22 protein-coding genes and 1 pseudogene are annotated in these 24,848 nt (G+C 71.5%); 10 read left to right on the top strand and 13 right to left on the bottom strand.

Annotated features, from left to right (window positions below; all coding sequences use genetic code 11):
• Positions 1–9: 9 nt before the first annotated feature.
• The 7 genes and pseudogenes from SLUN_RS06430 to SLUN_RS42695 form a co-directional block, all read right to left on the bottom strand.
• Positions 10–774, bottom strand: a complete 765-nt coding sequence (locus SLUN_RS06430) for a glycerophosphodiester phosphodiesterase family protein (RefSeq protein WP_108147561.1) — start codon at positions 772–774, stop codon at positions 10–12.
• Positions 771–1,376: a membrane protein YczE gene (yczE, locus tag SLUN_RS06425; protein ID WP_108147560.1), complete on the bottom strand. Its 606-nt coding sequence runs from the start codon at positions 1,374–1,376 to the stop codon at positions 771–773. The genes SLUN_RS06430 and yczE overlap by 4 nt, the downstream gene beginning before the upstream one ends.
• A 102-nt stretch (positions 1,377–1,478) precedes the next feature.
• On the bottom strand, positions 1,479–2,288 hold the full coding sequence (locus tag SLUN_RS06420; protein WP_108146710.1) for an ExeA family protein: 810 nt from the start codon (positions 2,286–2,288) through the stop codon (positions 1,479–1,481).
• A 34-nt stretch (positions 2,289–2,322) separates the two neighbouring features.
• Positions 2,323–2,541: a hypothetical protein gene (locus SLUN_RS40990; RefSeq protein WP_257153684.1), complete on the bottom strand. Its 219-nt coding sequence runs from the start codon at positions 2,539–2,541 to the stop codon at positions 2,323–2,325.
• Between the two features lie 216 nt (positions 2,542–2,757).
• The gene (locus tag SLUN_RS40985) at positions 2,758–2,889 is read right to left on the bottom strand and encodes a hypothetical protein (protein ID WP_257153683.1); all 132 of its coding nucleotides are present in this window, start codon (positions 2,887–2,889) and stop codon (positions 2,758–2,760) included.
• Positions 2,886–3,170 (bottom strand): integrase catalytic domain-containing protein, encoded by a 285-nt coding sequence (locus tag SLUN_RS40980; RefSeq protein ID WP_257153682.1) that lies wholly within the window; start codon positions 3,168–3,170, stop codon positions 2,886–2,888. Before SLUN_RS40980 ends, SLUN_RS40985 begins: the two co-directional genes overlap by 4 nt.
• A 1,373-nt stretch (positions 3,171–4,543) precedes the next feature.
• A pseudogene (locus SLUN_RS42695) lies at positions 4,544–4,672 on the bottom strand (membrane protein YczE); the annotation flags it as partial.
• A gap of 64 nt (positions 4,673–4,736) precedes the next feature.
• Between SLUN_RS42695 and SLUN_RS06405 the strand changes: the two are divergent.
• Entirely contained in the window at positions 4,737–6,236 is a 1,500-nt protein-coding gene (locus SLUN_RS06405; protein ID WP_108147559.1) for an SCO1417 family PLP biosynthesis transcription factor, read from the top strand.
• Between the two features lie 93 nt (positions 6,237–6,329).
• Here the strand turns inward: SLUN_RS06405 and SLUN_RS06400 are convergent, their stop codons facing one another.
• Both SLUN_RS06400 and SLUN_RS06395 read right to left on the bottom strand, forming a co-directional pair.
• The gene (locus SLUN_RS06400; RefSeq protein WP_108147558.1) at positions 6,330–7,871 is read right to left on the bottom strand and encodes a hypothetical protein; all 1,542 of its coding nucleotides are present in this window, start codon (positions 7,869–7,871) and stop codon (positions 6,330–6,332) included.
• 54 nt (positions 7,872–7,925) lie between these two features.
• On the bottom strand, positions 7,926–8,120 hold the full coding sequence (locus SLUN_RS06395) for a hypothetical protein (RefSeq protein ID WP_108147557.1): 195 nt from the start codon (positions 8,118–8,120) through the stop codon (positions 7,926–7,928).
• Positions 8,121–8,418: 298 nt separating this feature from the next.
• Between SLUN_RS06395 and SLUN_RS06390 the strand changes: the two genes are divergently transcribed.
• The 6 genes from SLUN_RS06390 (at position 8,419) to SLUN_RS06360 (ending at position 17,688) form a co-directional block, all read left to right on the top strand.
• Complete coding sequence (locus SLUN_RS06390) at positions 8,419–8,811, top strand: ankyrin repeat domain-containing protein (protein ID WP_108147556.1); 393 nt, start codon at positions 8,419–8,421, stop codon at positions 8,809–8,811.
• Positions 8,812–9,065: 254 nt separating this feature from the next.
• On the top strand, positions 9,066–10,484 hold the full coding sequence (locus tag SLUN_RS06380; protein ID WP_108147555.1) for a HEAT repeat domain-containing protein: 1,419 nt from the start codon (positions 9,066–9,068) through the stop codon (positions 10,482–10,484).
• 109 nt (positions 10,485–10,593) lie between these two features.
• Positions 10,594–11,718, top strand: a complete 1,125-nt coding sequence (locus tag SLUN_RS06375; RefSeq protein ID WP_108147554.1) for a glycosyltransferase family 4 protein — start codon at positions 10,594–10,596, stop codon at positions 11,716–11,718.
• A complete protein-coding gene (locus SLUN_RS06370; RefSeq protein ID WP_108147553.1) occupies positions 11,715–12,875 on the top strand; it encodes a glycosyltransferase in 1,161 nt (386 codons plus the stop codon). Before SLUN_RS06375 ends, SLUN_RS06370 begins: the two co-directional genes overlap by 4 nt.
• A gap of 332 nt (positions 12,876–13,207) precedes the next feature.
• Entirely contained in the window at positions 13,208–14,077 is an 870-nt protein-coding gene (locus tag SLUN_RS06365; protein WP_257153905.1) for an SGNH/GDSL hydrolase family protein, read from the top strand.
• Complete coding sequence (locus tag SLUN_RS06360; RefSeq protein WP_108147551.1) at positions 14,074–17,688, top strand: hydantoinase B/oxoprolinase family protein; 3,615 nt, start codon at positions 14,074–14,076, stop codon at positions 17,686–17,688. Before SLUN_RS06365 ends, SLUN_RS06360 begins: the two co-directional genes overlap by 4 nt.
• Here SLUN_RS06360 and SLUN_RS06355 read toward each other — a convergent pair.
• The 4 genes from SLUN_RS06355 to SLUN_RS06340 are packed head-to-tail and all read right to left on the bottom strand — an operon-like array spanning position 17,669 to position 21,239.
• Positions 17,669–18,544, bottom strand: coding sequence for a 5-oxoprolinase subunit C family protein (locus tag SLUN_RS06355; protein WP_108147550.1), 876 nt, complete (start codon positions 18,542–18,544; stop codon positions 17,669–17,671). The genes SLUN_RS06360 and SLUN_RS06355 overlap by 20 nt on opposite strands.
• Positions 18,541–19,170, bottom strand: a complete 630-nt coding sequence (gene pxpB, locus SLUN_RS06350; RefSeq protein WP_108147549.1) for a 5-oxoprolinase subunit PxpB — start codon at positions 19,168–19,170, stop codon at positions 18,541–18,543. Before pxpB ends, SLUN_RS06355 begins: the two co-directional genes overlap by 4 nt.
• Entirely contained in the window at positions 19,167–19,931 is a 765-nt protein-coding gene (locus SLUN_RS06345) for a LamB/YcsF family protein (RefSeq protein WP_108147548.1), read from the bottom strand. Before SLUN_RS06345 ends, pxpB begins: the two co-directional genes overlap by 4 nt.
• Before the next feature lie 30 nt (positions 19,932–19,961).
• Complete coding sequence (locus SLUN_RS06340; protein WP_108147547.1) at positions 19,962–21,239, bottom strand: MFS transporter; 1,278 nt, start codon at positions 21,237–21,239, stop codon at positions 19,962–19,964.
• Between the two features lie 162 nt (positions 21,240–21,401).
• On the opposite strand from SLUN_RS06340, the gene SLUN_RS06335 reads away from it, so the two are divergent.
• The 3 genes from SLUN_RS06335 (at position 21,402) to SLUN_RS06325 (ending at position 24,845) form a co-directional block, all read left to right on the top strand.
• Complete coding sequence (locus SLUN_RS06335; RefSeq protein ID WP_257153681.1) at positions 21,402–22,136, top strand: GntR family transcriptional regulator; 735 nt, start codon at positions 21,402–21,404, stop codon at positions 22,134–22,136.
• Positions 22,137–22,241: 105 nt separating this feature from the next.
• Entirely contained in the window at positions 22,242–23,858 is a 1,617-nt protein-coding gene (locus tag SLUN_RS06330; RefSeq protein ID WP_257153680.1) for a hypothetical protein, read from the top strand.
• Between the two features lie 72 nt (positions 23,859–23,930).
• Positions 23,931–24,845 carry a hypothetical protein gene (locus SLUN_RS06325; protein WP_108147545.1) on the top strand — a complete coding sequence of 305 codons (915 nt, stop codon included), beginning with the start codon at positions 23,931–23,933 and terminating at the stop codon, positions 24,843–24,845.
• The last annotated feature ends 3 nt before the right edge of the window (positions 24,846–24,848 follow it).

The following is a 24,848-nucleotide window of genomic DNA, read 5'->3' as shown; positions in this document are numbered from 1 at the left end:
GCGCGGGGTTCAGACCCAGACTCCCCGGTCGGTCAGTACCGTGCGCAACGTCTCCAGATGATCGGTCATGATGCCATCCACCCCCAGGTCCAGGAGCGCCGCCATCCGATCCGCGTCGTTCACCGTCCAGACATGGACCTGCAGACCCCGATCGTGCGCCGCCCGCACAAAACGCCGGTCCACCACCCTGATCCCGCCCTGCGACTCCGGGACCTGAGCGCACACCGCGCCCGCCCGCACCGCCGCCGGAATCCCGAACGAGCGCAGCCGCAGCCCCAGCACGCCCAGCACCCCGTACGACGTCGCCAGCCGCGGCCCCGCAAGACGCGCCGCCCGCGCCACCCGGCCCTCCGAGAACGAGCCGACGCACACCCGGTCCCAGGCACCCGTCCTGCGGATCAGATCCACCAGCGGAACCAGCGCCGGTTCCGCCTTGATGTCCACGTTCCAGCGAGCCTGGGGGAACTCCTCCAGCAGCTCCTCGAACAGCGCCAGCGGCTCCTTGCCCGCCACCCGCGCGCGCCGGACCTCGCTCCACGGCAGCGCCGCTATCCGGCCACGCGTATCCGTCACCCGGTCCAGCGTCCCGTCATGAAACGCGACCAGCTTCCCGTCCGACGTGGTGTGCACATCGGTCTCGAAATACCGGTAACCGGCATCGGCGGCCCGCCGGAAAGCAGCCGCGGTGTTCTCCAGCCCGTCGGCCGCCCCGCCACGGTGGGCGAAGGCGAGTACGGAGGGGTGGTCCAGGTAAGGGTGGCGTACGTGTGTCACGGCCGAAGTATCGCCTGCTCCGGTGTCCCGCCGGCGACCACCGTGCTGCCACCGCGTTCCTCCGGGATGGCGAAGAGGCGCAGGAACAACTGCGCCAGCGGACCGATCGCCAGTGCGTACGCGACCGTGCCCACGCCCACCGAGCCGCCCAGCACAAAACCGGTCACCACCACGGCCACCTCGATCGCCGTACGGACCAGCCGGATCGAACGGCCCGTAAGGCGGTGCAGCCCCGTCATCAGACCGTCACGCGGACCCGGGCCGAAACGCGCCGAGATGTACAGGCCCGTCGCCACACCGTTCAGCACAATGCCGCCGATCAGCAGCGGAATCTGTCCCAGGAGCCCGTGCACGTCCGGGACCAGGGCCAGGGTGCCGTCCATCGCGATACCGACCACAAAGACATTCGAGACCGTACCCAGGCCCGGCCGCTGCCGGAGCGGAATCCACAGCAGCAGCACCACCGCGCCGATGATGATCGACACCACGCCGATCGTCAGCCCGGTGCGCTCCGCCAGACCCTGATGCAGCACCCCCCACGGCTCCAGCCCGAGCCCGCCGCGCATGTTGGGCGACGCTGAAAATGCCGACGGCTGCGGCACTGAGGGTGCCGATGAGTGAGAACGGGATCGCCCCGCTGAGGGGGTCTCAGCGGGGCGATTGTCGGCGACGTGCCGCGGTGGTCGGCAAGGTGCCGGATGGGTTCAGTCGAGGACTTCGGTGACGGCGGACTGGGCGGCTTTCTCGTCGACGAGGGACTTGCCTGCGGCGAACGTGGCGACGAGGGATTGCAGGCAGAGGTTGTTGACCGCGCGGGGGAAGCCTCGGGATGTCGTGTGGATCAGGGTGACGGCGTCGTCGGTGAACAGCTGGTCGCTGCGGCCGGCGAGTCCGAGGTGGTGCTTGATGTAGCTGGCGGTCTCGGTGGAGGTCATTCCGGGCATCGTGTAGCGCAGAGCGGTCCGCTGTTCGAGGGCGGCCAGGACGGCGAGTTTCATGGTCCGTCGCAGGGTCGGCTGGCCGACCAGCAGGCAGGACAGCGGCGAGTCCTGGTCCATGGCCGTGTTGGTCAGCATCCGGATGGCTTCGAGCTGTTCGTAGTTGAGTAGGTGGGCTTCGTCCATGACCAGCACGGGGGTGCGGCCGCGTTCTTCGCGTTCGGCAGCCAGCGCCAGACCGGTCTGTGCGGTGAGCCGGGAGCCGAGGTGGGAGGGTTGCTGGCCGAACGCGGTCACGATCGCTTCATGGATGCCGCGGACCCCGATCATGGGGTTGGGCAGGTAGATGACGGTGTGTTTCGACGGGTCGATTCCATGAATGACCGTGCGGATGGCGACGGTCTTGCCGGCGCCGACCTCGCCGGTGACCACGCCGATGGAGCGTTCGGTGATGCACCAGGTGATGCGGGCGACGGCTTCGTTGTGGGATGCGTGGCGGTGCAGCATGCCGGGGGCGAGGTCCCGGCCGAAGGGCGTGCGGCTGAATCCGTAGTGGGCCTGGAGCTTCTCAATCACGCTGGTCCTCCGTGGGTTGGCGGTCATTCGCCGGTCAGGTCGGCGAGGTCGACGGCGGCGGCATCGGCTCGCTCAGCGCGGCGTAGTTGACCTTGTCGGCGAGCTCGGCCTTGTGGGCGGTGTCGATCAGGCCGAGGTAGTCGATGCCGGTGGTCGGACGGGTTCCTCGGCGGAGTCTCTGGCCGGGCTTTGGGATGGGAGTGGCGGCTGACTTGGTAGGGCAGCGCGGTTCCGGCGTCCTGGCCGTTCGCACGGACCCGCAGGAAGGACAGGTCGAAGGGTCGAAGACCAACTCGACGCGCTGGCCGACCAGCAGCGGTCGACCTGGTAGCGGTTTCCGTGCAGGAAACCAGCGCGGTCTTGGACACGGTGCGGCGCTCGGACCAGCGGAAGGCTTCTGCGAGGTCGGCGGGGTTGGGGACCTGGAGTGGGCGGTCACCCATCCAACGGGCCAGCGGGCGGCTCCGTCTCAGTGGACCCGGCGGTGGTAGACGTTCTCGGTCCAGGCCGTGAACAGCCGGTTCATCTCCAGCAGGCTGTCGATCTGCCGTCCGGCCTGGCCGTCGCCGGAGGCGATCTCGACGACGAATTCGCTGTTCACGGTGCGGAAGAACCGCTCAATCTTGCCCTGCCCTGCGGCCGTCCCGGGGTGGAGTGCACGAGTTTGATGCCGAGTTTCGCGCAGGCTCTCAGCAGCCACGAGTCCACGAACGCGGAGCCGTTGTCGACGTAGATGTAGCGCGGGACACCGCGCGGCCAGACCGGCCTCAGGGCCGCGGCCAGGCGGACGGTGTCCTCCGCAAATCCCCAGCGGTGCCCCATCACGGCCCGCGAGTGATCGTCCACGAACGCGAACAGGTACGTTTTTCGGCCGGCGACCATCGGCCCGTGCAGGGCGTCCCCGGTCCACAACTCGTTCGGGCCATCGGCCTCGAACGTCCGAACACCGCTGAGGCGGCGGGAGCCTTGAGCGCGTCCAGTCCCTCGCGGACGATCATCCGCTGGATGGTGCGTTCGTCAGGCGCCCACCCCCGCTGAGCACCGATGATCCGGCGGATCTGCGCGGCCGACCGCGACGGGTTCTCCTTCTTCAGTGCCGCTGCCAGGTCCAGGATCTCCTGCGGCGTGCGGGCCGGACTGGCGCGGCGAAGGCACCAGGGCCTCGAACCCGGCCCGTTTCCACTCGTAGATCCAGCGGTCCAGGGTCCACCGGGTGATCCGCACCGGGCGGCCGTCCGGGTCGACATGAACCATCGAAGCCAACTCCCGCACCAAAGCGCCGCGTTGGCGTCGCGACAGCGTCGGGTCGGCTGCCTCCTGATCAGCATGTAGCGGAACAGGCCGATCGCCTGAGCCCGCTCCAGCCGTGTCTGGTCTTCCTGACCTGGCACCTGATCACCAGCCCTCTCACGCAGCGTGAACACACACGCGTGACGGTGACAGCCCGTGTCGGCGTGGCGTCAGAGTGGACTGGTGTTGATCGTTTCAAGGGGCCAGGACGGCGCCAGCAGTATCCCGCCGGAGACCGCGCAGGCCACCAGCCAGGGCGACACCTTGCCGACCTGCGGCCACCGGGACGCGACCGACCACCAGGCCCCGACCACCGCGCTGACTGCGTCCGCGAACGCCGTTCGGCCGGCCCGAGCAGCCGGTCAACGCCGGTATCCACCAGCAACACGGTGAAGAACCGGCGGACCCGCTCCGCCTGCGAAGCGAACCTGCGCAGCCACCCGCGAACCGTCTCGACCGGGCGGCCCAGCCTCTCAGCGATCACCCGGGCCCCCGTCCCGGTCGCCTTCGCCGCCAGGGCCGACCCGATCACCTCTGCCAGATCCGCCCGTCTGACCAGCGCGAACACCGGAAGGAGCACATGCGACATGTCGCAGCCCACGCACCTCGTCCGCCGGGGACGGAGCACCACCGGCCCGCCGGAGGCATCACGCAGTACGCGCGAACGTGCCCACCCCCACGGCCGCAACACGCCCGCACATCCCGGACATACCAACTCGCCCCGCATCAGCCGAACTTCGACCCGCGCCGGGTCAGCCTCTACCGTGAGCACAGCGCCTCCGCGCGCTACACGGCCCTCCCGGCGCTCGGCCAAGAGATACCGGGAGGGCCTTCGCATGCCCTTCGTCGGCAAGGTGCCGCCCCAAATCTGCACCTCTTCGTCGGCAGGCACGCTTACCGATCATGTCGGCACCAAGCTGCCCAAACTGCCGCACTCGTAGGCATTTTCAATGACGTCTAACACCGCGCACAAGGAGCGCCGCACTCACCCCGTACAACGCGAGACCTACGTACAACTGCGACAGCCTGCGGGTCAGATGTACGGACACTGCCGACACGATGGCGCCCCCTCTGGTGACTGTGGACTGATGCATGACACTCTGTGGCTACGGAACAGACGTCAACCATGGCCAATTTGATGAAGGTGGACTGACTTCCATGACGCAGTGGACCTCGGCAGTGGGTGCGGCTCAACTCGCCCGGCAGCTCACCTCCCAGCAGCCACGCCCGGCCGGGCCCGGCACCCGCAAGCCGCCCGCCTACCGCGCACTCGCCGACGGCATCAGGCTCCTCGTGCTCGAAGGCCGCGTCCCCGTCGCCGCCCGGCTCCCCGCCGAACGCGAACTCGCCCTGTCGCTGTCCGTCAGCCGTACCACCGTCGCCGCGGCATACGAGGCGCTGCGCGCTGAAGGCTTCCTCGAGTCCCGCAGGGGAGCGGGCAGCTGGACCGCTGTACCGGCCGGGAACCCACTGCCCGCCCGTGGCCTCGAACCCCTGCCGCCGGAGTCGCTCGGCTCGATGATCGACCTCGGCTGCGCCTCCCTGCCCGCACCCGAACCCTGGCTCACCCGCGCTGTGCAGGGCGCACTCGAAGAGCTGCCGCCGTATGCCCACACCCACGGCGACTACCCCGCAGGCCTGCCCGCCCTGCGCCAGATGCTTGCCGAGCGCTACACCGAGCGCGGCATCCCCACCATGCCCGAACAGATCATGGTCACCACCGGCGCGATGGGCGCCATCGACGCCATCTGCCACCTCTTCGCCCCCCGCGGCGAACGCATCGCCGTCGAATCCCCCTCCTACGCCAACATCCTCCAGCTGATGCGCGAAGCCGGAGCCCGCCTCGTGCCCGTCGCCATGGCCGACGGACTCACCGGCTGGGACCTGCCCCGCTGGCGCCAAGTACTGCGCGACGCCGCGCCCCGGCTCGCCTATGTCGTCGCCGACTTCCACAACCCCACCGGAGCGCTCGCCGACGAGGACCAGCGACGCCGCCTCGTCGACGCCGCACGCTCCGCCGGCACCGTCCTCGTCGTCGACGAGACCATGTCCGAGCTCCACCTCGACGACGACATCGACATGCCGCGGCCCGTCTGCGCCTTCGACCCGGCGGGCAGCACCGTCCTCACGGTCGGCTCCGCCAGCAAGGCCTTCTGGGCCGGCATGCGCATCGGATGGGTCCGCGCCGCCCCCGACGTCATCCGCTCCCTGGTCTCGGCACGCGCGTACGCCGACCTGGGCACGCCCGTACTGGAACAACTCGCCGTCAACTGGCTGATGGCGACCGGAGGATGGGAGGAAGCCGTCGCCATCCGGCGCGCCCAGGCGCGCGAGAACCGCGACGCTCTGGTCGCGGCGGTGCGCAGGGAGCTGCCGGACTGGGAGTTCGATGTGCCGAAGGGCGGGCTGACGCTCTGGGTGCGCACGGGAGGGCTGTCCGGCTCCCGGCTCGCCGAGGTCGGCGAGCGGGTGGGGGTGCGGGTGCCCTCGGGGCCGCGGTTCGGAGTCGACGGAGCTTTTGAGGGGTACGTACGGCTGCCGTTCACGGTCGGCGGGCCGGTCGCGGACGAGGCGGCCGCGAGGCTGGCGGCGGCTGCGCGGCTGGTCGAGACGGGTGCGAGCACGGGCACCGAGGCGCCGCGGACATTTGTCGCCTGACAGAATCCGAAGTCTGTCAGTTGCCGGCCGGCGACTGTCCGTTGAAATCTGTTGATCGTCGGCTGAGATCCGTCATCCGTCGGACGACCGCCGTCAGCCCTCGGCCGGTACGGGATCCGGAGCGGCCGCCTCGACCCGCTCCGGCAGCAGCTCCAGCACAGCCTGCCGGTGCGCCTCGCTCGTCGCGTCGTCGTAGGGATCCGGCGTCGCCGGCACCTGCAGTCTGAGTACCGGTCCCGTACCGAGCCGTGCGTACCCCCTGCCGGGCGGCACGTCGGCCGTCGGCGTGGTGTGCGGCTCCATCCCGAGCACGGACTCAAGCTGCTCGAAGGTGGCGGGTCCCAGCACCACGCGGGCGCGGGTGTGCGTCCGTACGGTCTCGGTGAGCGAGTCGACGCTGTCGAACTGCTCGGCCACGACCACCGTCACCTGCGCCGCCCGCCCATGGCGCAGTGGCACCTGCAGCAGCTGCTGCGGATCGGTGTGCCCGTCGGCTGCCGCCAGATGACCGAAGATGCTCGGACGGTCCAGCAGGATCCACAGGGGCCGCTTGGTGTCCTCGGGCGCGGCCTGCCCGGCCTGCCGGGCCCGGTTCGCGGCGATCAGCCTGCGCTCCGTCTCGTGCGCCCCCCACTCCAGGCTCGCCAGCGCCCCGGCCAGCCCGCTCTCGACGGCCAGTACGCCCTCGCGCCCCGTCAGGCAGGCGTACTCACCGGTTCCGCTGCCCTCCACGATCAGGACGTCTCCGTGCTGCAGGGCCTGGAGGGCGATCGAGCGCAGCAGGGTCGTGGTGCCGGTGCCGGGTTGGCCGGCCACCAGCAGGTGCGGCTCCGTCGACCGCGGGCCGGTGCGCCAGATGACCGGTGGCGCGTCCCGGGTCTCCTCGCCCTCCGTCACCGGCACGGTGCGCTGCACGGCGTCGGCGTCGGTGAAGCCCAGAACCGTTTCGCCGGGGACGGCGACGAAACGCTGGGCGGCGATGGAGGTGGACAGGGCGGGGAGCACGCTCAGGAGGAGCTGATTGCCCTCCTCGTCCCACGCGAAGTGGTACTCGCGGCCGCGCCCGGACTTGGCGTGCAGCAGCTGTTCGATCCGGCTCCGGGACTCGGCCTCGCCGTCGGTGAAGTACGCGGGGTACTTGACCCGCAGCCGGGTGATCCGGCCGTTGCCGTCGAACTCGTAGTCACTGAAGGCACCGGCCCAGTCCCCGCCATGGGCGAACAGCGGAGCCGGGTCCTCGGGGACCGAGAAGTACGGCACCAGCGCCTCGTAGAGGGCCTGGAGCCGCCCGGTCTCCGCCTCGTCGGGCCCGGTCTTCACCGGCGTTCGGACGCGGCCCTTCCAGGCGGCCGCGGCCATCACCGAGATCAGGGCAACCAGCGGCCCGTACGGGATGAGCGCGACCACCAGGACGCAGGCCGCGACCAGGAAGAGCGCGGGGCCACGCCGTTCCTTGGGCGTGCCGGCCCATTTGTGCCGGGCCGTGGCGGCCAGCTGCCGCAGACCACGCGTGATCGTGATCAGCGGGTGGAGGACGTCCGTGGCGCTGTCGGCGGCCGTGCGCGCGATCTCGCGGCTCCGGGCGATCTGCGCGCTGCCGCTGCTGAGAATGCGGGGGAGTGGTCGCCGGGCCACATCGGTCTCCTGAAGGTGCTGTGGGTGCAGATGGTGCTGGCTCGGTCGGGCGGATCAGAACTTGATCCCGCCCAGGAGGCTGGCGAGACTCGCGGTGCCGGCTTTGACGCTCGGTGCGATTGCCGTGCCCGAGATGAAGAAGCCGAAGAGCCCGCAGGTGAATGCGTGGGACCCCTTGAGCCCGTCCTTCCGGAAGAAGAGGAAGACGATGATTCCGAGCAGCACCACACCTGAGATGGAAAGGATCATGAGAGGTTCTCCTGGTTGAGGGGGACAGTCACCATGAGTTCTTCCATGCTCACAGGAAGTGTCTATGTGATAAAAGGTGCAAATGGGTGAAACTTCCGGGATTTCACTGCACTGGAGCACCACGGGCCACTCGTCGGGGGGCACACTGCGCGGTTGCCCGGCACAGTGCCCCCCACGCGGTGATCTTTGGCGCCGACAGGTCAGGTCATGTCGGCGTACGGGCAGTAGCCTGTCGGTTCACTCGTACGGCGGCCCTTGCCGTGCACCCAGGACAACGCAGTGAAAGGCGGTCAGTCCGATGAGCGAAGCCCCTGATCCCGAGGTGATCGAGCTCGCGACCAAGGTCTTCGATCTGGCGCGCCAGGGGGAGACCGAGGCGCTCGCCGCGTACATCGACGCCGGTGTCCCCGCGAACCTCACCAACGACCGCGGCGACACTCTCGTCATGCTCGCCGCCTACCACGGGCACGCCCCGGCCGTGAAGGCCCTCATCGCCCGTGGCGCGGAGCCGGACCGGGCCAACGACCGCGGCCAGACACCGCTCGCCGGCGCCGTCTTCAAGGGTGAGGACGCCGTCATCCGCGCACTGCTCGCCGGCGGCGCCAATCCGGAAGCCGGGACTCCGTCCGCAGTGGATACCGCGCGAATGTTTGGGAAGACGGACCTCCTGGAGCTGTTCGGCAGCCAATGAGGGCTGCCGGGAGGCCGCGGAGCGGCAGCGGAGAGAGACGCCGTAAATGTGGTCGCGGTGGCGAAATGGGTGGGTCATCATGACGTCGGGCCCTACCCCGGACTTCACCGGGAGTTCCCCTGGGGCCACGGACGAGAGGCAGAGGAAGATGCGCTACACCAAGCGGAAGACGACGGGCGCCCCTACATGTTGCTGCGCGGCCTAGGCATCCACACCCCCCGGTTGCGTCGACAGCTTGATGTGAGGCATTCCCCATGTTCGATCCAGTCATAGCGCCGAGCGGCACGCTCCTCGGCCTGCTGCAGAGGGGCCGCGGTGACGGCACGCTGCACGCGCTCGCCGCGCCGCGCGCCGAAGCGCTCGCGGCCCTCAACCACTGCGTACTGAGCGATCCCCGCCACGACTGGCAGGCCGAGAACCGCTCCCTGTACTACGCACGCCTCTATCTGGACCTCCACGGCAGTCTCCAGGAGATCGAACGGCATCTGTGCGATACCGACGATCACCTCGACACCGACGAGGCCAGGACCGGCCTCGCGCTCGCGGTCCTCGGGCACCTCGCCTCGTACGGCAGAGGCGACGCCCTCGCACTCCTGCGGCGCTATGCCGCGAGGGGAGCCAACTGGGCCTGGGCCCTGGACGAACTCGCCCTGCGCGACAACGACTCGGGGCTGCGGGCCCTGGCCGGCTCGGTCCTCGCCCGTTTCCCGGCCACCCCGCACGGCGACGCCGAACTGGCCGTCGCCGTACGGGACGCCTTCGAACCGCGGCCGTGGCGGCTGTGGGCCGAGGACGCGCGGGACGCGATCGGCGGCAGGGTGCGGGCAGCGCGGGAGGCGGGTTCCTTCGACCGCTGGCAGCGCCAGATGCGACCCAGCGGGCCCCGGCCGGGCTGGAGCGTCCAGGCCGTATTCGACTGGGCCGAACAGGGCCTGGAGCGCGGCAACCCCCTCCATGTGCCCGCAGCGCGCTGTCTGTCGGCCGTGGCAGGACCTGAGGACCGCCCCGCCATCGTCGACGCCGCACGCGACGGATCCGACGGCGCCCGCTGCGCCGCCCTGCACTACCTCGCGCAGTCGCGGGACCCCGTGGTCCTCGACCTGATCGAGGCCGCGACGCTCAGCGGTTCCCGTACCGTCGCCGACGCCGCCGTCGCCGCGTTCGAGCGGATGTGCGGCGACGAGGCCGTGGACCGGGCACGTGGCTGGGTGCACCGGCCCGACGCGCTCGGGGCGTCCGCGGCGGGCGTGCTCGCCTGCAGAGGCGGCGCCAAGGATGCCGAGCTGGTGCTGGGCGCGCTCCGCCGGACCGTACGGGCGGACGGGCCCGACGCGCCGCAGCTGTGGACTCTCGTCGACGGGGCGGGACGGCTCGGCATCGCCTGCGCCGCACCCGTACTGCGCCATGTGTATCGCGAGACCGCCTCGTCGCAGCTGCGCGGGCGCGCCGCGCGCGCGCTCGCCGCTACCGACTCCTCCTTCGCCACCGGATTCGCTGTCGAATGCCTGTGGGACTGCGAGGAGACCACGAGAGAAGTCGCCGCGCTGCACGCCGAGACCGGCGATGTCCGCGTCGCGGAACGCTTGCGCAGGCTCGCCGCGGACCCCGCCGAAGAGGCCGAGGTGCAGACCGCCGTACGGAGCAGAATCGGCCCGGACATGCCCGCAGTGTGACCATCTGCCCCGTGTTGACGGTGCCGTGGTCACAAACGCTCATGGGACGTTTCACAGGCGGAAAGATCCACGTTGGCCCAGCCACCCCGGACTCGACGACAACACGGGTATGCGTGTCGTCATCGTCACCGAATCCTTCCCGCCCGACGTCAACGGTGTGGCGCACTGCGCCCTGCAGACCGCCCGGCATCTCGCCGTGCGCGGTCATGATCCGCTCGTCATAGCCCCGGCGGTCGCCGGGGCGGACAGCCCCGACAACGACGCGCCCTGCCCGGTGGTGCGCGTCCCCTCCCTCCCGCTGCCGGGATATCCGCAGGTACGGGTGGCTCTGCCGAGCCGCCGGGTGGCAGCGGCGATCACCGCCCACCGGGCGGATCTCGTCCACCTCGCCAGTCCGTTCATCCTCGGGGTGCGCGGTATGGCGGCCGCGTCGAAGCTCGGCCTGCCGGCCGTCGCGGTCTACCAGACCGACCTGGCCGGCTACGCCCGTACGTACGTCGGCGCGGGCGAGGGCGCTGCCTGGCGGCGCATCCGCGCCGTGCACAGCGCCGCGGACCGTACGCTCGCGCCCTCCACCGCGGCCCTCCGCGATCTGGAGGGGCACGGCGTCGACCGGGTGCGGCTGTGGCCGCGCGGTGTGGACACCGCGCGTTTCCGGCCGGAGCTGCGGGACGAGGAGCTACGGCGCAGCCTCGCCCCCAACGGCGAACTGATCGTCGGCTATGTCGGCCGGCTCGCCCCCGAGAAGCAGGTCGAGCTCCTCTCCGGCGTGTGCGGCATGCCCGGCGTGCGGGTCGTGGTCGTCGGCGACGGGCCGAGCGAGTCCTCGCTGCGCGGTGCGCTGCCCGGGGCCGTCTTCCTCGGCCGCAGGACCGGCGACGAGCTCGCCCGGATCTTCGCCTCGCTGGACGTGTTCGCCCACACCGGTCCGTTCGAGACCTTCTGCCAGACCGTGCAGGAGGCCATGGCGAGCGGAGTGCCGGTCGTCGCCCCCGCCGCCGGCGGACCGCTGGATCTGGTCGACCACGGGCGTACGGGCCTGCTGGTGAAGCCGGAGGACGTGAACGCGGTGACGACCGCGGTCGCGACGCTGGTGGCCGACCCCGGACTGCGGGCCTCCTACGGGAACGCGGGACGGGCCGCCGTCGAGGGCCGGACCTGGGCCGTCATCGGGGACCTGCTGATCGACCACTACGCCGAGGTGCTCGGCGCGCGTACGGCGGTCGCGGCATGAGCGCGCTGAAGATCGTACGGCTGGCGAACTTCGTCACCCCGGCCTCCGGCGGCCTGCGCACCGCGCTGCGCGAACTCGGCAAGGGCTATGCGGCCGCCGGCCACGAGCCCGTCCTGATCGTGCCCGGGGACGTGGAGAGCGACCAGATGACCCCCCAGGGGCGGATCATCACCCTGCCGGGGCCCGAGCTGCCCGGCACCGGCGGCTACCGGGTGCTGGCCGCCCGGCGGCGGCTCCGGGACGTCCTGGAGTTCCTGGAGCCCGACCGGATCGAGGTCTCCGACCGGACCACCCTGCGGTGGACCGGCGAGTGGGCACGACGCCACCGCATCCCCTCGGTGATGGTCTCGCACGAGACGGCCGACGGGGTGCTGCGCACCTGGGGCATGTCCGAGTCGCTGGCGGCCCGGACCGCGGACCGGCTCAACCGCCGTACCGCCTGGGCGTACTCACGCATCGTGTGCACGACGGAGTGGGCCGAGCGGGAGTTCATCCGCATCGGGGCGCGCAATGTGGTGCGCGCGCCCCTCGGCGTCGATCTGCGCCGCTGCCGGCCGGGGCGGCGCAGCACGGTGCTGCGCGCCAAGCACGCCGCCGGGGCCGAGGTGCTGCTCCTCCTCTGCTCCCGTCTGTCGGTGGAGAAGCGCCCGGGCATGGCCCTGGACGCGCTCGCCGAGCTGCGGGAGCGCGGTGTGCGGGCGTCCCTGGTGGTCGCGGGCGACGGTCCGTTGCGGGCCGCGCTGATCCGCAGGGCCCGGGCCGAGCGGCTGCCGGCCGAGTTCCTCGGCTATGTCGGTGACCGCGAGGTGGTGGCCGATCTGCAGGCGGCGGCGGACGTGTGCCTGGCGCCGGGGCCCGCGGAGACCTTCGGGCTCTCCGCCCTGGAGGCGCTCGCCTGCGGCACACCCGTCGTCGCGAGCGCGTCGTCGGCGCTTCCCGAGGTGATCGGTGACGCGGGAGCGGCCGCCGTCGACACGCCGGCGGACTTCGCCGACGCGGTGCAGAAGCTGCTTGCCCGTCCCGAGGGCGAACGCCGTGAGGCGGCCAGGGCGAGGGCCGAACTCTTCACCTGGCAGCGGTCGGTGGACGCGTTCCTCGCGGCCCACGACGCTCCGCCGGTTCGCGCGCGGGCACACGGAGAGGGAGTGGCGGCATGACGGCCGCACCGGCGACCGCGGTCGCGGACGAGTCGGAGTCGGGGGGCGGGGCATCGAGCGCCCGTGACGCGCCGAAGGTGGTGGTGGTGCCTGTCGCCACCACGCCTGTCGCCACCACGCCCGTCGTCATCACGCCTGTTCCGGCGCAACTGTCCGCTCCCCGTGCCCCTGTGGCCGGGGGCGGTGCGGCGCACGATGTCGTGCGCCTGGGCTCCGGCGGCGTCGCCCTCGAGCTCGACGCGCAACCCGTCGAGGCGCACGAGGTCGCCGAACTCACGGTGGTCGGCGGCACCGACCACACCGCCGGGGTCGGCGGGGCCGGGCCCGCCCCCGTGACCAACACCCGGGCGCTGCGCTTCGTCGCCCTCGGGGACTCCCTCACCGAAGGAGTGGGCGATCGGGTCGCCGAAGGGTGGCGCGGATGGGCCGCCCTCCTCGCCGACGGGATCGGCGGCGGCGACGCCCCTGCCGAGTTCCGGAAGCTTGCCGTCAGCGGCGCGCTCACCCGGGACGTCGCCGAGCGGCAGACCCCCGAGGCGCTTGCGTTCGCGCCGGACATTGCATCCGTACTCGTCGGGGTCAACGACACCTTGCGCTGTACCTTCGACATCGAGGAAATGGCCCGGCAGCTCGACTCCGTGTGCGCCCGGCTGACCGCCCGGGGCACCGTCGTGCTGACCGCCTGTCTGCCCGACCCCGGCAGCATGCTCGGGCTGCCCCTGCCGCTGGCCCGCCCCCTCGCCAGACGCCAGCGGGCGGTCAACACCGTCGTCCACGCCCTGTCCGCCCGTTACGGCGCCATACATCTGCATGCCGCGGACGCCGCCTGGGTCGCCGACCGGTCCATGTGGAGCGCCGACCGGCTGCATCCGGGCGAGCGCGGCCACCGGATGATCGCCCGGCGCTTCCACGAGCTGCTCACCGAGCGCGGGCTCGCCCACGGAACCGCGCCCGGCAGCGACCCCGAGCAGGTCCCGCCGGGCCGCGCCGCGGCCGTGCTGTGGCTCGCCACAGCGGGGACCGCATGGGTGGCGCGCCGCTGCACCGATCTGCTGCCGCAGCTGCTGCGGCTGGCGGGCTCGGAGGTACGCCACTGGGCACGCGGCACCAGCGAACGCCTGGACCGGAGCGCCGAGCACGCGCTCTCGTCCGCGCTGGCTGCCGTGTCGCTGGACGTTCCCCTTGCCAGAATGGGGGAATGAGCGGGCTCTGGGAGTTCTGGATCGACCGTGGCGGCACCTTCACCGACATCGTGGGCAGACGCCCCGACGGACGGCTCGTGACCCGCAAGCTGCTCTCGCACAACCCGGAGCGGTACCGGGACGCGGCCGTCGCCGGGATCCGGCTGCTCCTCGGCATCGGCCAGGACGAGCCCGTCCCGGCCGAGAGGGTCGCCAGTGTGAAGATGGGCACGACCGTCGCCACCAACGCTCTTCTCGAGCGGCGCGGCGAACCGACCGTCCTCGTCATCACCCAGGGCTTCCGGGACGCGCTGAAGATCGCCTACCAGAACAGGCCCCGCCTCTTCGACCGCCGGATCGTGCTGCCGGAGGCGGTGTACGAGCGCGTCATCGAGGTCCCCGAACGCGTCGACGCGCACGGCGGGACCGTCCGGCCGCTCGACCTGGCCGCCGTCACCGAACAGTTGAAGGCCGCCCGGAGCGAAGGCTTCCACAGCGCCGCGATCGTGCTGATGCACGGCTACCGCCACCCCGACCACGAGACCCGTATCGCCGATGAGGCCCGCGCACTCGGCTTCACCCAGGTCAGCTGCTCGCACGAGGTCAGCCCGCTGATCAAGCTGGTGCCGCGCGGCGACACCACCGTCGTCGACGCCTACCTCTCGCCGATCCTGCGGCGGTACGTGGACGAGGTCGCGGCCGAACTCGACGGCATCCGCCTGCTGTTCATGCAGTCCAACGGCGGTCTGCGCGAGGCCGCACACTTCCGTGGCAAGGACGCCGTGCTCTCCGGCCCAGCCGGCGGCGTCGTCGGCATGGCCCGCACCTCCGAACAGGCCGGATTCGGGCGGGTCATCGGCTTCGACATGGGCGGCACGTCCACCGATGTGTCGCACTACGCGGGCGAGTTCGAGAGGGAGCTCGGCACCCAGGTCGCGGGTGTACGGATGCGCGCGCCCATGATGAACATCCACACCGTCGCGGCAGGCGGTGGCTCCGTCCTCCACTTCGACGGCCGGCGCTACCGCGTGGGGCCCGACTCCGCCGGCGCCGTGCCCGGCCCTGCCTGCTACCGCCGCGGCGGACCGCTCACCGTCACCGACGCCAATGTGATGCTCGGCCGGGTCCAGCCCCACCACTTCCCCGCGGTCTTCGGACCCGCCGGCGACCAGCCGCTGGACGCCGAGACCGTGCGCGAGCGGTTCGCCGAACTCGCCGAAGAGGTACGCAAGGAGACCGGCACCGAGCGCACCCCCGAGGAGGTCGCGGCCGGCTTCCTGGAGATCGCCGTCCTCAATATGGCCAACGCGGTCAAGAAGATCTCCGTACAGCGCGGACACGACATCACTCGCTACGCCCTCAGCTCCTTCGGCGGAGCGGGCGGCCAGCACGCCTGCGCGGTCGCCGACGCCCTCGGCGTCGACACGGTGATCGTGCCGCCGCTGGCCGGGGTGCTCTCCGCGTACGGCATCGGGCTCGCCGACGCGACCGCCATGCGCGAGCAGTCCGTGGAGGCCGAGCTGGACGAGGCGGCCCTCGGGCGCGTCCGCACCCTCTGCGGGGAACTCGCCTCCCGCACCCGCGCCGAGCTGCGCGCCGACGCCGTCCCGGACGCCGCGATCACCACTCACGCGCGCGTGCTGCTCCGTTACGGCGGCACGGACGCGAGCCTGCCCGTGCCGCTGGACACCGTCGCCGCCATGAAGGAGGCCTTCGAGTCGACCCACCGTGCCCGCTACGCGTTCACCATGGACAAGCCGCTCGTCGTGGAGGCAGTCTCCGTCGAGGCGGTGGGGACTGCCGGCGAGCACGGCGAGTACGTCGTCGAAGAGACGGCCGGCGACGGGCAGTTCGCGCAGCGCGCCACGGTGCGGATGTTCGTCGACGGCGAGCGCCGGGACACCCCGCTGTACCGGCGTCGGGACCTGGGTGCCGGCGACACCGTGACAGGGCCCGCGATCATCGCCGAGGCCGATGCCACCACCGTCGTCGACCCCGGCTGGCAGGCGACGGCGGCCTCGGGCGGGCATCTGCTGCTGACGCGCGCACGGCCACGCCCCGGCAGGGTCGCCGTCGGCACCGATGTCGACCCGGTGCTCCTGGAGGTCTTCAATAACCTCTTCATGGCGATCGCCGAGCAGATGGGCGTACGCCTGGAGAACACCGCCCACTCCGTCAACATCAAGGAGCGGCTCGACTTCTCCTGCGCCCTCTTCGACGCGGACGGTAACCTGATCGCGAACGCGCCGCACATCCCCGTACACCTCGGCTCGATGGGCGAGTCCATCAAAGAGGTGCTGCGCCGGAACGAGGGCGCGCTGCGGCCGGGGGATGTGTACGCGATCAACGACCCGTACCACGGCGGCACGCATCTGCCCGATGTGACGGTCGTGACGCCGGTGTTCGAGGGGGAGGAGCTGCGGTTCCTGGTGGCCTCGCGCGGCCACCACGCCGAGATCGGCGGCATCACCCCGGGCTCCATGCCCGCCTTCAGCCGCACCGTCGAGGAGGAGGGCGTCCTCTTCGACAACTGGCTGCTCGTACGGGACGGGCGGCTGCGCGAGACCGAGACGCGGGCACTGCTGACCGGCGCCCGCTACCCGTCCCGCGCGCCCGACATCAACCTCGCCGACCTGCGCGCCCAGATCGCCGCGAACGAGAAGGGCATCGCCGAACTGCGCCGTATGGTCGACCAGTTCGGGCTCGACGTCGTCCAGGCGTATATGCGGCATGTGCGGGACAATGCCGAGGAGTCCGTACGCCGAATCGTCGCCGGCCTGAGCGACGGCGAGTACCGCTACGAGACCGACGGCGGGGCCGTCATCCAGGTCGCGCTGCGCGTGGACCGGGGCCGGCGCGGCGCGGTCATCGACTTCACCGGCACCTCACCGCAGCAGCCCGGGAACTTCAACGCTCCCAAGTCGGTGGTCATGGCAGCGGTGTTGTACGTGTTCCGGACGCTGGTCGCGGACGACATCCCGCTCAACAGCGGATGCCTGGAGCCGCTGGAGGTGCGGGTGCCGGAGGGCTCGATGCTCGCGCCCGCCCACCCCGCGGCCACCGTCGCGGGCAATGTGGAGACCTCGCAGGCCGTCACCGGTGCGCTGTATGCCGCGCTCGGCGTACAGGCGGAGGGCTCGGGCACGATGAACAACCTCACCTTCGGCAATGACCGCGTGCAGTACTACGAGACGGTGGCCAGCGGCTCGGGCGCGGGAGACGGCTTCGACGGAGCCGACGCGGTACAGACGCATATGACCAACTCCCGGCTCACCGACCCCGAAGTGCTGGAGTGGCGCTATCCGGTGCGCGTGGACGCCTTCGCCGTACGGGAGGGCAGCGGCGGCCGGGGCCGCTGGAGCGGCGGCTGCGGAGCCGTCCGCAGAATCCGCTTCCTGGAGCCGATGACGGTGGCGTTGCTCACCGGACACCGCCGCGTCGCGCCGTACGGCATGGCGGGCGGCGGGCCGGGCGCGCTGGGCAGCAACCATGTCGAGCGGGCCGACGGCAGCGTGACGCGGCTGGAGGGCGTCGATGCGGTGGACGTCGGGGCGGGGGACGTGCTGGTGATGAGCACACCGGGCGGCGGGGGGTACGGCGCACCGCGAAATCTCAGCCCGTCCGGCGATTGAGGACGAAACGCACAGGTACCCCCGGCACCGCCTGCGCCGCCGCCGCGAGATCCCGTTCGTCGACGACCGCCACCACCGGATAGCCGCCGGTGGTGGGGTGGTCGGCCAGAAAGACCACCGGGCAGCCGTCCGGTGGCACCTGCACCGCCCCCAGCACCACGCCCTCGCTGGGGAGTTCGCCGTGTACCGCGCGCTCCAGGGCAGGGCCTTTCGTACGCAGTCCGATCCGGTTGCTCGCCGACGAGACCCGGTACGCGGCCGAGGCCAGCGTTCGCAGCGCCGTGTCCGTGAACCAGTCGGCGCGCGGCCCGAGCCGCACCCGCAGCACCAGTTCCGCGGGTGGCGCGGGCCACGGAACGCCGCCGTCGACCCGGCCCGGCGGCCCGGCCGGCTTCCCGAGCGGCAGTACGGCGCCGTCCGCCAGCGGCGCCGGGCCCAGCCCGGAGAGCAGATCGGTGGAGCGGCTGCCCAGCACCGGATCGACCGTGATCCCACCGGCGAAGGCCACATAGCTTCGCACTCCGCGCACCGCCGGGCCGATCTCCAGCACCGATCCCGCCGCCACCCGCACCGGCGCACCCCAGGCCACCGGCCGCCCGTCGACCGTGACCGGGCACGGCGCGCCGCCCACCGCCACGGTCACGACGCAACGCGGCCGCACCGCACACCCGTTGAGCGTGGTCTCCAGGACCGCGGCACTCTCCGCATTGCCGGCCAGCCGGTTGACGAGGCGGCCGGAGTGCGCGTCGAGCGCCCCGGAGCGCGGCACCCCGAGATGGGCATGCCCGGGCCGTCCCAGGTCCTGCACGGTGGTCAGCGCCCCGGCCCGTACGACGGCGAAGGCCCGGTCGGTCATCGGCGGATCCCGGCGTGCTCCGGCACGAAACGCACCCGTGTCCCCGGCGAGAGCAGCGCGGCGGGCTGCCGCGCCGCATCCCACAGCACCGCGTCGCTCGTTCCGATCAGCTGCCAGCCGCCGGGGGATGAGCGGGGATACACGCCGGTGTACGGACCGGCCAGCGCGAGCGACCCGGCGGGGACGGAGGAGCGCGGGGTGACCCTGCGCGGTACCGCGTACCGCTGCGGGAGCCCCGTCAGATAGCCGAAGCCGGGCGCGAACCCACAGAAGGCGACCCGGAATTCGGCCGCCGAGTGGATCTGTGCGACCTCCTCCTCCGTCACCTGCCACAGCGCCGCGACAGCTGCCAGATCCGGGCCGTCGTAGCGGACGGGAACCTCGATCGCGTCCTCCACGCGCGCGTGGAGCGCCGGAATCTCCCATGCGGTCAGCTCGCGCGCGAAGGTCCCGGGATCGTCCAGCCCGTCGAGGAGCACGGTCCGGGCGGCGGGCACGATCTCCCGGACCGCCGGAAGAGTGCCCTCGGCCCGGCGGCGCAGCAGTTCGGCATGGAGCGCCCCCGCCTCGTCGCCGTCGGCGAGCTCGACAAGGAGCGCCCGGTCGCCGACCGCGAGGGCTCTCATACGAAGGCCTCCACACGGACCCCCGCCGTCTCCAGCTCCCGGCGCACCCGGCGGGCGAGCGATACGGCCCCCGGGGTGTCGCCGTGCAGACAGAGCGAGCGGGCACGCACCCCGACCGACCGCCCGCAGCGTGAGGTGACCACCCCGAACCTGGCCATGCTGACGGACCGTTCGACGACGGCGGCCGGATCGCTGAGCACCGCGCCGTCCTGTCCGCGCGGCACGAGCGTGCCTTCCGCCGTGTACGCGCGGTCCGCGAACGCCTCGGTGACGGCGGGCAGTCCGGCCTTCTCCGCCATCGTGTGCAGCGTGGAGCCGGGCAGCCCGAGCAGCGGCAGCCGTTCGCCCGACAGCAGGACACCTTCGACGACGGCTGCCGCCTGGTCCTCGTCGTGCACGACGCGGTTGTAGAGCGCGCCGTGCGGTTTCACGTACGAGACACGCGACCCGGCCGCCCGGGCGAAGATCTCCAACGCGCCTATCTGGTACGCGATCTCAGCCGCGAGTTCGTCCGGAGGGACGTCCATGGAGCGCCGTCCGAAGCCCGCCAGATCGCGGTACGAGACCTGGGCGCCGATCCGCACCGAGCGGTCCGCCGCGAGCTCGCAGACCCGGCGCATCGTGACCGCGTCCCCGGCGTGGAAGCCGCAGGCGACATTGGCGCTGGTGACGACGGACAACAGCTGTTCGTCGTCGGTCAGCCGCCAGCGGCCGAAGCCTTCGCCGAGGTCGGCGTTGAGATCGATGGACGCCCAGGTCATCGCAGCACCTCCGGTTCGGTGTTGTCGTTGTCAGAGAAGTTCGCGGCCGCGCGTCTCGGGGAGCCCGAACAGAGCCACCACCGCGAGGCCGTACCCGGCGGCGCCCAGCACGAGCGCCCCGCCCACACCCCAGGTGTCCGACAGAAAGCCGACCAGGGTGGGCAGGAAAGCCCCCACGGCGCGGCCGCTGTTGTACGTGAAGCCCTGGCCGGTGCCGCGTACGGCCGTGGGGTACAGCTCGCTGAGGAACGACCCGAAGCCACTGAAGATCGCGGACATGAAGAAGCCGAGCGGGAAGCCGAGGACGAGCAGCAGGCCGTTCGCCCCCGAAGGGATGTTGGTGTAGACGAGAATCCCGATCGCCGAGAGCACGGCGAAGAGCGCGATGTTCTTCTTCCGGCCGATACGGTCGGTGAGATAGCCCCCGGTGAGATAGCCGATGAACGAGCCGGATATCAGGAAGGTCAGGTAGCCGCCGGTGCCGACGACGGTGAGACCCCGCTCGGTCTTGAGGTAGGTGGGGACCCAGGTGGCGAGCGTGTAGTAGCCGCCCTGGACGCCCGTGGAGAGCAGCGTCGCGAAGAACGTCGTGCGCAGCAGATCCTTCTTGAAGATCGTCGTGAAGGATCCGCGCCCGACGCTGGCGTGGCGGCGCTCGGCCGCCTCGGGTGCGTCGCTGACATTGCGCCGTACGTAGATCACCAGCAGGGCCGGCAGGGCGCCCGTCCAGAACATCACGCGCCAGGCGGTGTCGGCGTCGAGGAACTGGAAGACCAGGGTGTAGACGATGACGGCGAGCGCCCAGCCGGCCGCCCACGCGCTCTGCACGGCGCCGAGTGTGCGGCCACGGTGCTTGGCCGAGGCGTATTCGGCGACGAGGATCGCGCCGACCGCCCACTCGCCGCCGAAGCCGAGGCCCTGCAAGGCACGGAAGACCATCAGGGTCTCGTAGTTGGGGGCGAAGCCGCACAGGACGGTGAAGACCGCATAGGTGATCACCGTGATCATCAGCGCCTTCACCCGGCCTATCCGGTCGGCGAGGATGCCGGCGACCGCGCCGCCCACCGCCGAGACGACCAGGGTGACTGTGGTGAGAAGTCCGGTCTGTCCGTTGTCGAGACTGAAGTACGCGGAGATCGCCACCATGCTGAGCGGCAGCGTGAAGTAGTCGTAGGAGTCGAGGGCATAGCCGCCGAAAGCGCCGCCGAAGGCGCGGCGGCCGCGCGGACCGAGCGCCCGCAGCCACGCGAACGCGCCGGTGTCCTCGGGGAGTTCGCCCTGCTTCACGTGTGTCTGGGTCGTACTCATCTGCACCTCGCAGAGGGGGAGGAGGATGCTGCCGAGACTGTGCGGTTACGCCAAGGTAGGGGATTGTTGAACGATCCGACAAGAGTCATGTTGGGTTGTTCTTGCTTCTACGATGGAGTTCACGCGTCGGCAGGAGCGGCCGGGCGAGGGAGAGAGGGCGTTGTGGGGACGACGGAGTCCGAGATCGGCGGACTGGCGGACGACCGACCGCTGTTGGGCCGCACCAGCACGGCGGAGCGGGTCGCGGACATCCTGCGCACCCGCATCGCGGAGGGCTACTTCCCGCCGGGGGAGCGGCTCTCGGAGGACAGCATCGGCAAGGCGCTCGGTGTCTCGCGCAACACACTGCGCGAGGCGTTCCGGCTGCTGACCCACGAGCGGCTGCTCGAGCACCAGCTCAACCGCGGGGTGTTCGTACGGATGCTCGCCGTCCAGGACGTCGTGGACATCTACCGCACCCGACAGCTCGTCGAGTGCGCCGTCGTGCACGGGCTGGGCAAGCCGCCGTACGCACTGGACAAGCTCGACGCGGCGGTCGCGGGCGGCGAGCAGTCGGAGTGCGAGCGCGACTGGCAGGGCGTCGCCACGGCCAACATCCACTTCCACCGCGAACTGGTCGCCCTCGCCGGCAGCGCCCGCACTGACGAACTGATGCGCAGCGTCCTGGCGGAGCTGCGGCTCGCCTTCCATGTCGTCGACGACCCGCGCCGGCTGCACCAGCCCTATCTCGTGCGAAACCGGGCGATTCTGGAAGCGCTGCGGGCCGGGCAGCGGTCGGGCGCCGAGCGGCTCCTCGCCGACTACCTCGACGACTCGCGCACGCAGCTGGTGGAGACCTACGCCCATCTCGTCGCGGACGAGGGCGAGGTCGAGGACGAGGACGAGGCCGGAGCGTAGCGGGGCCGGCCGCTGCTGAGCGGTCGCCTCTGAGCGGTCGCCCTCTGCGCGGTCGCTTCTGCGCCGTTTCGACCGTTGTCAGTGCGAGGACCTAATCTGTGCAGCGTGACTTCGCCTGCCTCGACGGACTTCGTTCCGCCCCAGCTCAGCGCGGGGCCGCGGCTCGCACAGGGCCCGGCCGCCGACGAAGGGCTCGCGCGGCGGCTGCGCGCGCTCGCCTGCACCGCGCCGCTGCACGATCTCGACGTGCGCAAGGCGAATCTCGCGGGGGAGTACTCGGTCTACGCGATGGCGGAGGTGGCGCTGGCGGCCATCGACCACGTCACACTGAACATGGACTTCGACACCGGCGCCGACCATGACCAGATAGTGGCCAGGCTGCTGCCCCGCGTCGCGGCCCAGGCCCCCCGCCGTCCGGTCGCCGAGCACGAGCGCGTCGCCCGCTGGGTGCTGGAGAACCTGATCAACGTCGGCAGCGTGGACCGCGGATTCCGCGCGGTGTACGGCACCTTCGGCCCCGACGGCGCCTACACTCGCCGTGACTACGACTTCAAGCTCATCGAGGAAGTCCCGGGATACGGCGGCAGCGTCTACCTCCGTACGACCGACGAAGCGGTCAACGTCCTGGTCGGCGCGCTCGACACGGACGTGACCAGCGCGCAGATCGCGGCCGAGGTGAAGTTGGAGGTCCTGATCAGCCGCGGCCGTCTCGCGGACGCCCAGCTCGCAGCCGAGCAGGCCCGCTACCGGACCGTGCAGTATGCCGAGACGCTGCGCAGGACGCTGGAGGCGACCCGGCGCAATGTGCGGGCCGTCGACTGGCTGAACGCCGTCCCCGACATGATCGCCGAGGCGCTCGACCATGTCGCCGACCGCTACCGCCACGAGAACGCGATCCTCACCAACATCCGCAAGGCCCGTGACGAGGCCGAGGACCCGGAGCACAAACGGCGCGCCGCCGAGCTGGTCGACATCGTCAAGGACTGCATCCGCCGTCACACGCAGCTGCAGTCCCGGCTCCTCGAAGCCGGCCCGCTGTTCCGCGCCGAGCAGGACCGCCAGGCCTTCGCCCGCCCCACCGCGCGCTCCGGACTGGACCTGTACGGCCAGCTGGTCGCCCCGCTGCTGCCGCTGCCGCTCGAGGCGGCGATCCGGGTCACGGACGCCTTCTTCGCCCGCGGCACCGGGCTGCGTACGCCCTCGTCCGTACGGGTCGCAGACCTGGTGGACATGCTGCTCACGCCGCCGATTGAGCGCGAGCACCTGGGCGCGGAGATGCCCGAGCCCGATCTCATCGCCACCCCCGACGACAGTCGCTTCAGCGAGGAGCAGCTCGCGAGCGCGATGGAACTGCTCGACCTGGAACACGACGCACCGCGCCGCCTCTCCGGCCTGCTCGCCGAGGCCCGCCGCCGCGACCCCGAACTCCCGTACCTGGTCGCCCTGCTGGCCATCCACGCCGCGAGCCCCCCGGTCGGCACGGCCTACCGCCAGGGCGAGGAGCGCCTGCTGTTCGCCGTCGACGACGGCACGGAACTGGACGACCCGGAGTTCGGCGGGGCGGATCTGATCGTGGGCACGGCGCTGCTGGACGCGGCGGGCATGGCCGCCGGCCGCACGGAGGCGGGGGCTGGATGTGCAGCCCGTCCGGCGTTTGAGGACACGGCCGAAGGCCGTACGGGGGTCTGGGGCGAAGCTCCAGTTTCGGGAAGGGGCGGGTAGGGGACACAAGCCCGCCGCAGGCGCCCCGGCCCGCCCCTCCCCACCTCAGACGTTCCGCAGCAAGGAGCACCCGTGACCGACCACCACGCCGAACAGCCCGCGTGGCGTGAGGCCGACGCCCACGACGCGTCGGTCCCTTCCACGCCGGCCCCCGCCGCCCCGGCCGCGGTCACGCCCGCCGACGCCGCCGACGCCGCCCGCCTCGTCTCCTTCGGCCTGCAGCCCAAACTGCTCCCCGCCCGCGACGCCGAATACGCCGAACTCCTGCGCCGCTACCGCGAGGACACCGCCTTCGCCCGCCTCGCCGACGCCGTCGCGACCGGCCTCGGCCTCGTCGTCCTCGAAGTCTCCCCCCGTGCGGGCATGGCCGTCGCCGCCGGCGAGGACTCGGTCTTCGCCGTCCGCATGGGCGACTACGCACGGCGCGCATCCTCCGACTCCGCCGACCGCTTCCTGCACGGTCTGGCCCATCTCGCCGTCGCCACCATGGCGTTCCCCCGCCCCGAGGACCTCGCCGACGACGGATACATCGGCCGCATCACGGTCAACGGCGTCGACGCCTTCGTACGCCAGGCCTGCCGCCGTCTCGAGGAGCGCGCCGACGAGCAGGGCGAGAACACCGACCCCGCCACCGAAGCCCCGGGCCTGGAGGTGGCCTGGCGGATCTACGCGCGGCGCAGCGCCACCGGTGCCACCAAGGACGCGAGGCGCCTCGCCGGATCCACCACCGGCATCGTCGGCAAGGCCGTCGCATTCCTCACCGACTCGGGCTTCCTGCAGCGCACCGGCGACGACGCCGGAGGCGCGTACCGCACCACCGCCCGCTATCAGCTGCAAGTGCGTGACATGGCCGGCAGCGCGGCCATGGCCGAACTGCTCGAGCTCGGCGTCGTACCGGTCACCGACGGCACCGCCACGCTCGTGCCGCCGCCCGACACGGACGACCTGGAGCTCGCCGCCGACGCCGGCCTGCCCTTCCACGCCTGATCC

This window comes from Streptomyces lunaelactis (assembly GCF_003054555.1).
Classification (GTDB): Bacteria; Actinomycetota; Actinomycetes; order Streptomycetales; family Streptomycetaceae; genus Streptomyces; species Streptomyces lunaelactis.
The sequence above is the reverse complement of the archived record's forward strand: the minus strand, read 5'-3'. Positions and strand labels throughout refer to the sequence as shown.

Bases quoted from the DNA above. Each gene is read 5' to 3' on its own strand.
- SLUN_RS40980 (WP_257153682.1), bottom strand. From the start codon at position 3,170: ATGGTCGCCGGCCGAAAAACGTACCTGTTCGCGTTCGTGGACGATCAC.
- SLUN_RS06405 (WP_108147559.1), top strand. From the start codon at position 4,737: ATGACGCAGTGGACCTCGGCAGTGGGTGCGGCTCAACTCGCCCGGCAG.
- SLUN_RS06395 (WP_108147557.1), bottom strand. From the start codon at position 8,120: ATGATCCTTTCCATCTCAGGTGTGGTGCTGCTCGGAATCATCGTCTTC.
- SLUN_RS06390 (WP_108147556.1), top strand. From the start codon at position 8,419: ATGAGCGAAGCCCCTGATCCCGAGGTGATCGAGCTCGCGACCAAGGTC.
- SLUN_RS06380 (WP_108147555.1), top strand. From the start codon at position 9,066: ATGTTCGATCCAGTCATAGCGCCGAGCGGCACGCTCCTCGGCCTGCTG.
- SLUN_RS06375 (WP_108147554.1), top strand. From the start codon at position 10,594: ATGCGTGTCGTCATCGTCACCGAATCCTTCCCGCCCGACGTCAACGGT.
- SLUN_RS06370 (WP_108147553.1), top strand. From the start codon at position 11,715: ATGAGCGCGCTGAAGATCGTACGGCTGGCGAACTTCGTCACCCCGGCC.
- SLUN_RS06360 (WP_108147551.1), top strand. From the start codon at position 14,074: ATGAGCGGGCTCTGGGAGTTCTGGATCGACCGTGGCGGCACCTTCACC.
- SLUN_RS06355 (WP_108147550.1), bottom strand. From the start codon at position 18,544: ATGACCGACCGGGCCTTCGCCGTCGTACGGGCCGGGGCGCTGACCACC.
- pxpB (WP_108147549.1), bottom strand. From the start codon at position 19,170: ATGAGAGCCCTCGCGGTCGGCGACCGGGCGCTCCTTGTCGAGCTCGCC.
- SLUN_RS06345 (WP_108147548.1), bottom strand. From the start codon at position 19,931: ATGACCTGGGCGTCCATCGATCTCAACGCCGACCTCGGCGAAGGCTTC.
- SLUN_RS06340 (WP_108147547.1), bottom strand. From the start codon at position 21,239: ATGAGTACGACCCAGACACACGTGAAGCAGGGCGAACTCCCCGAGGAC.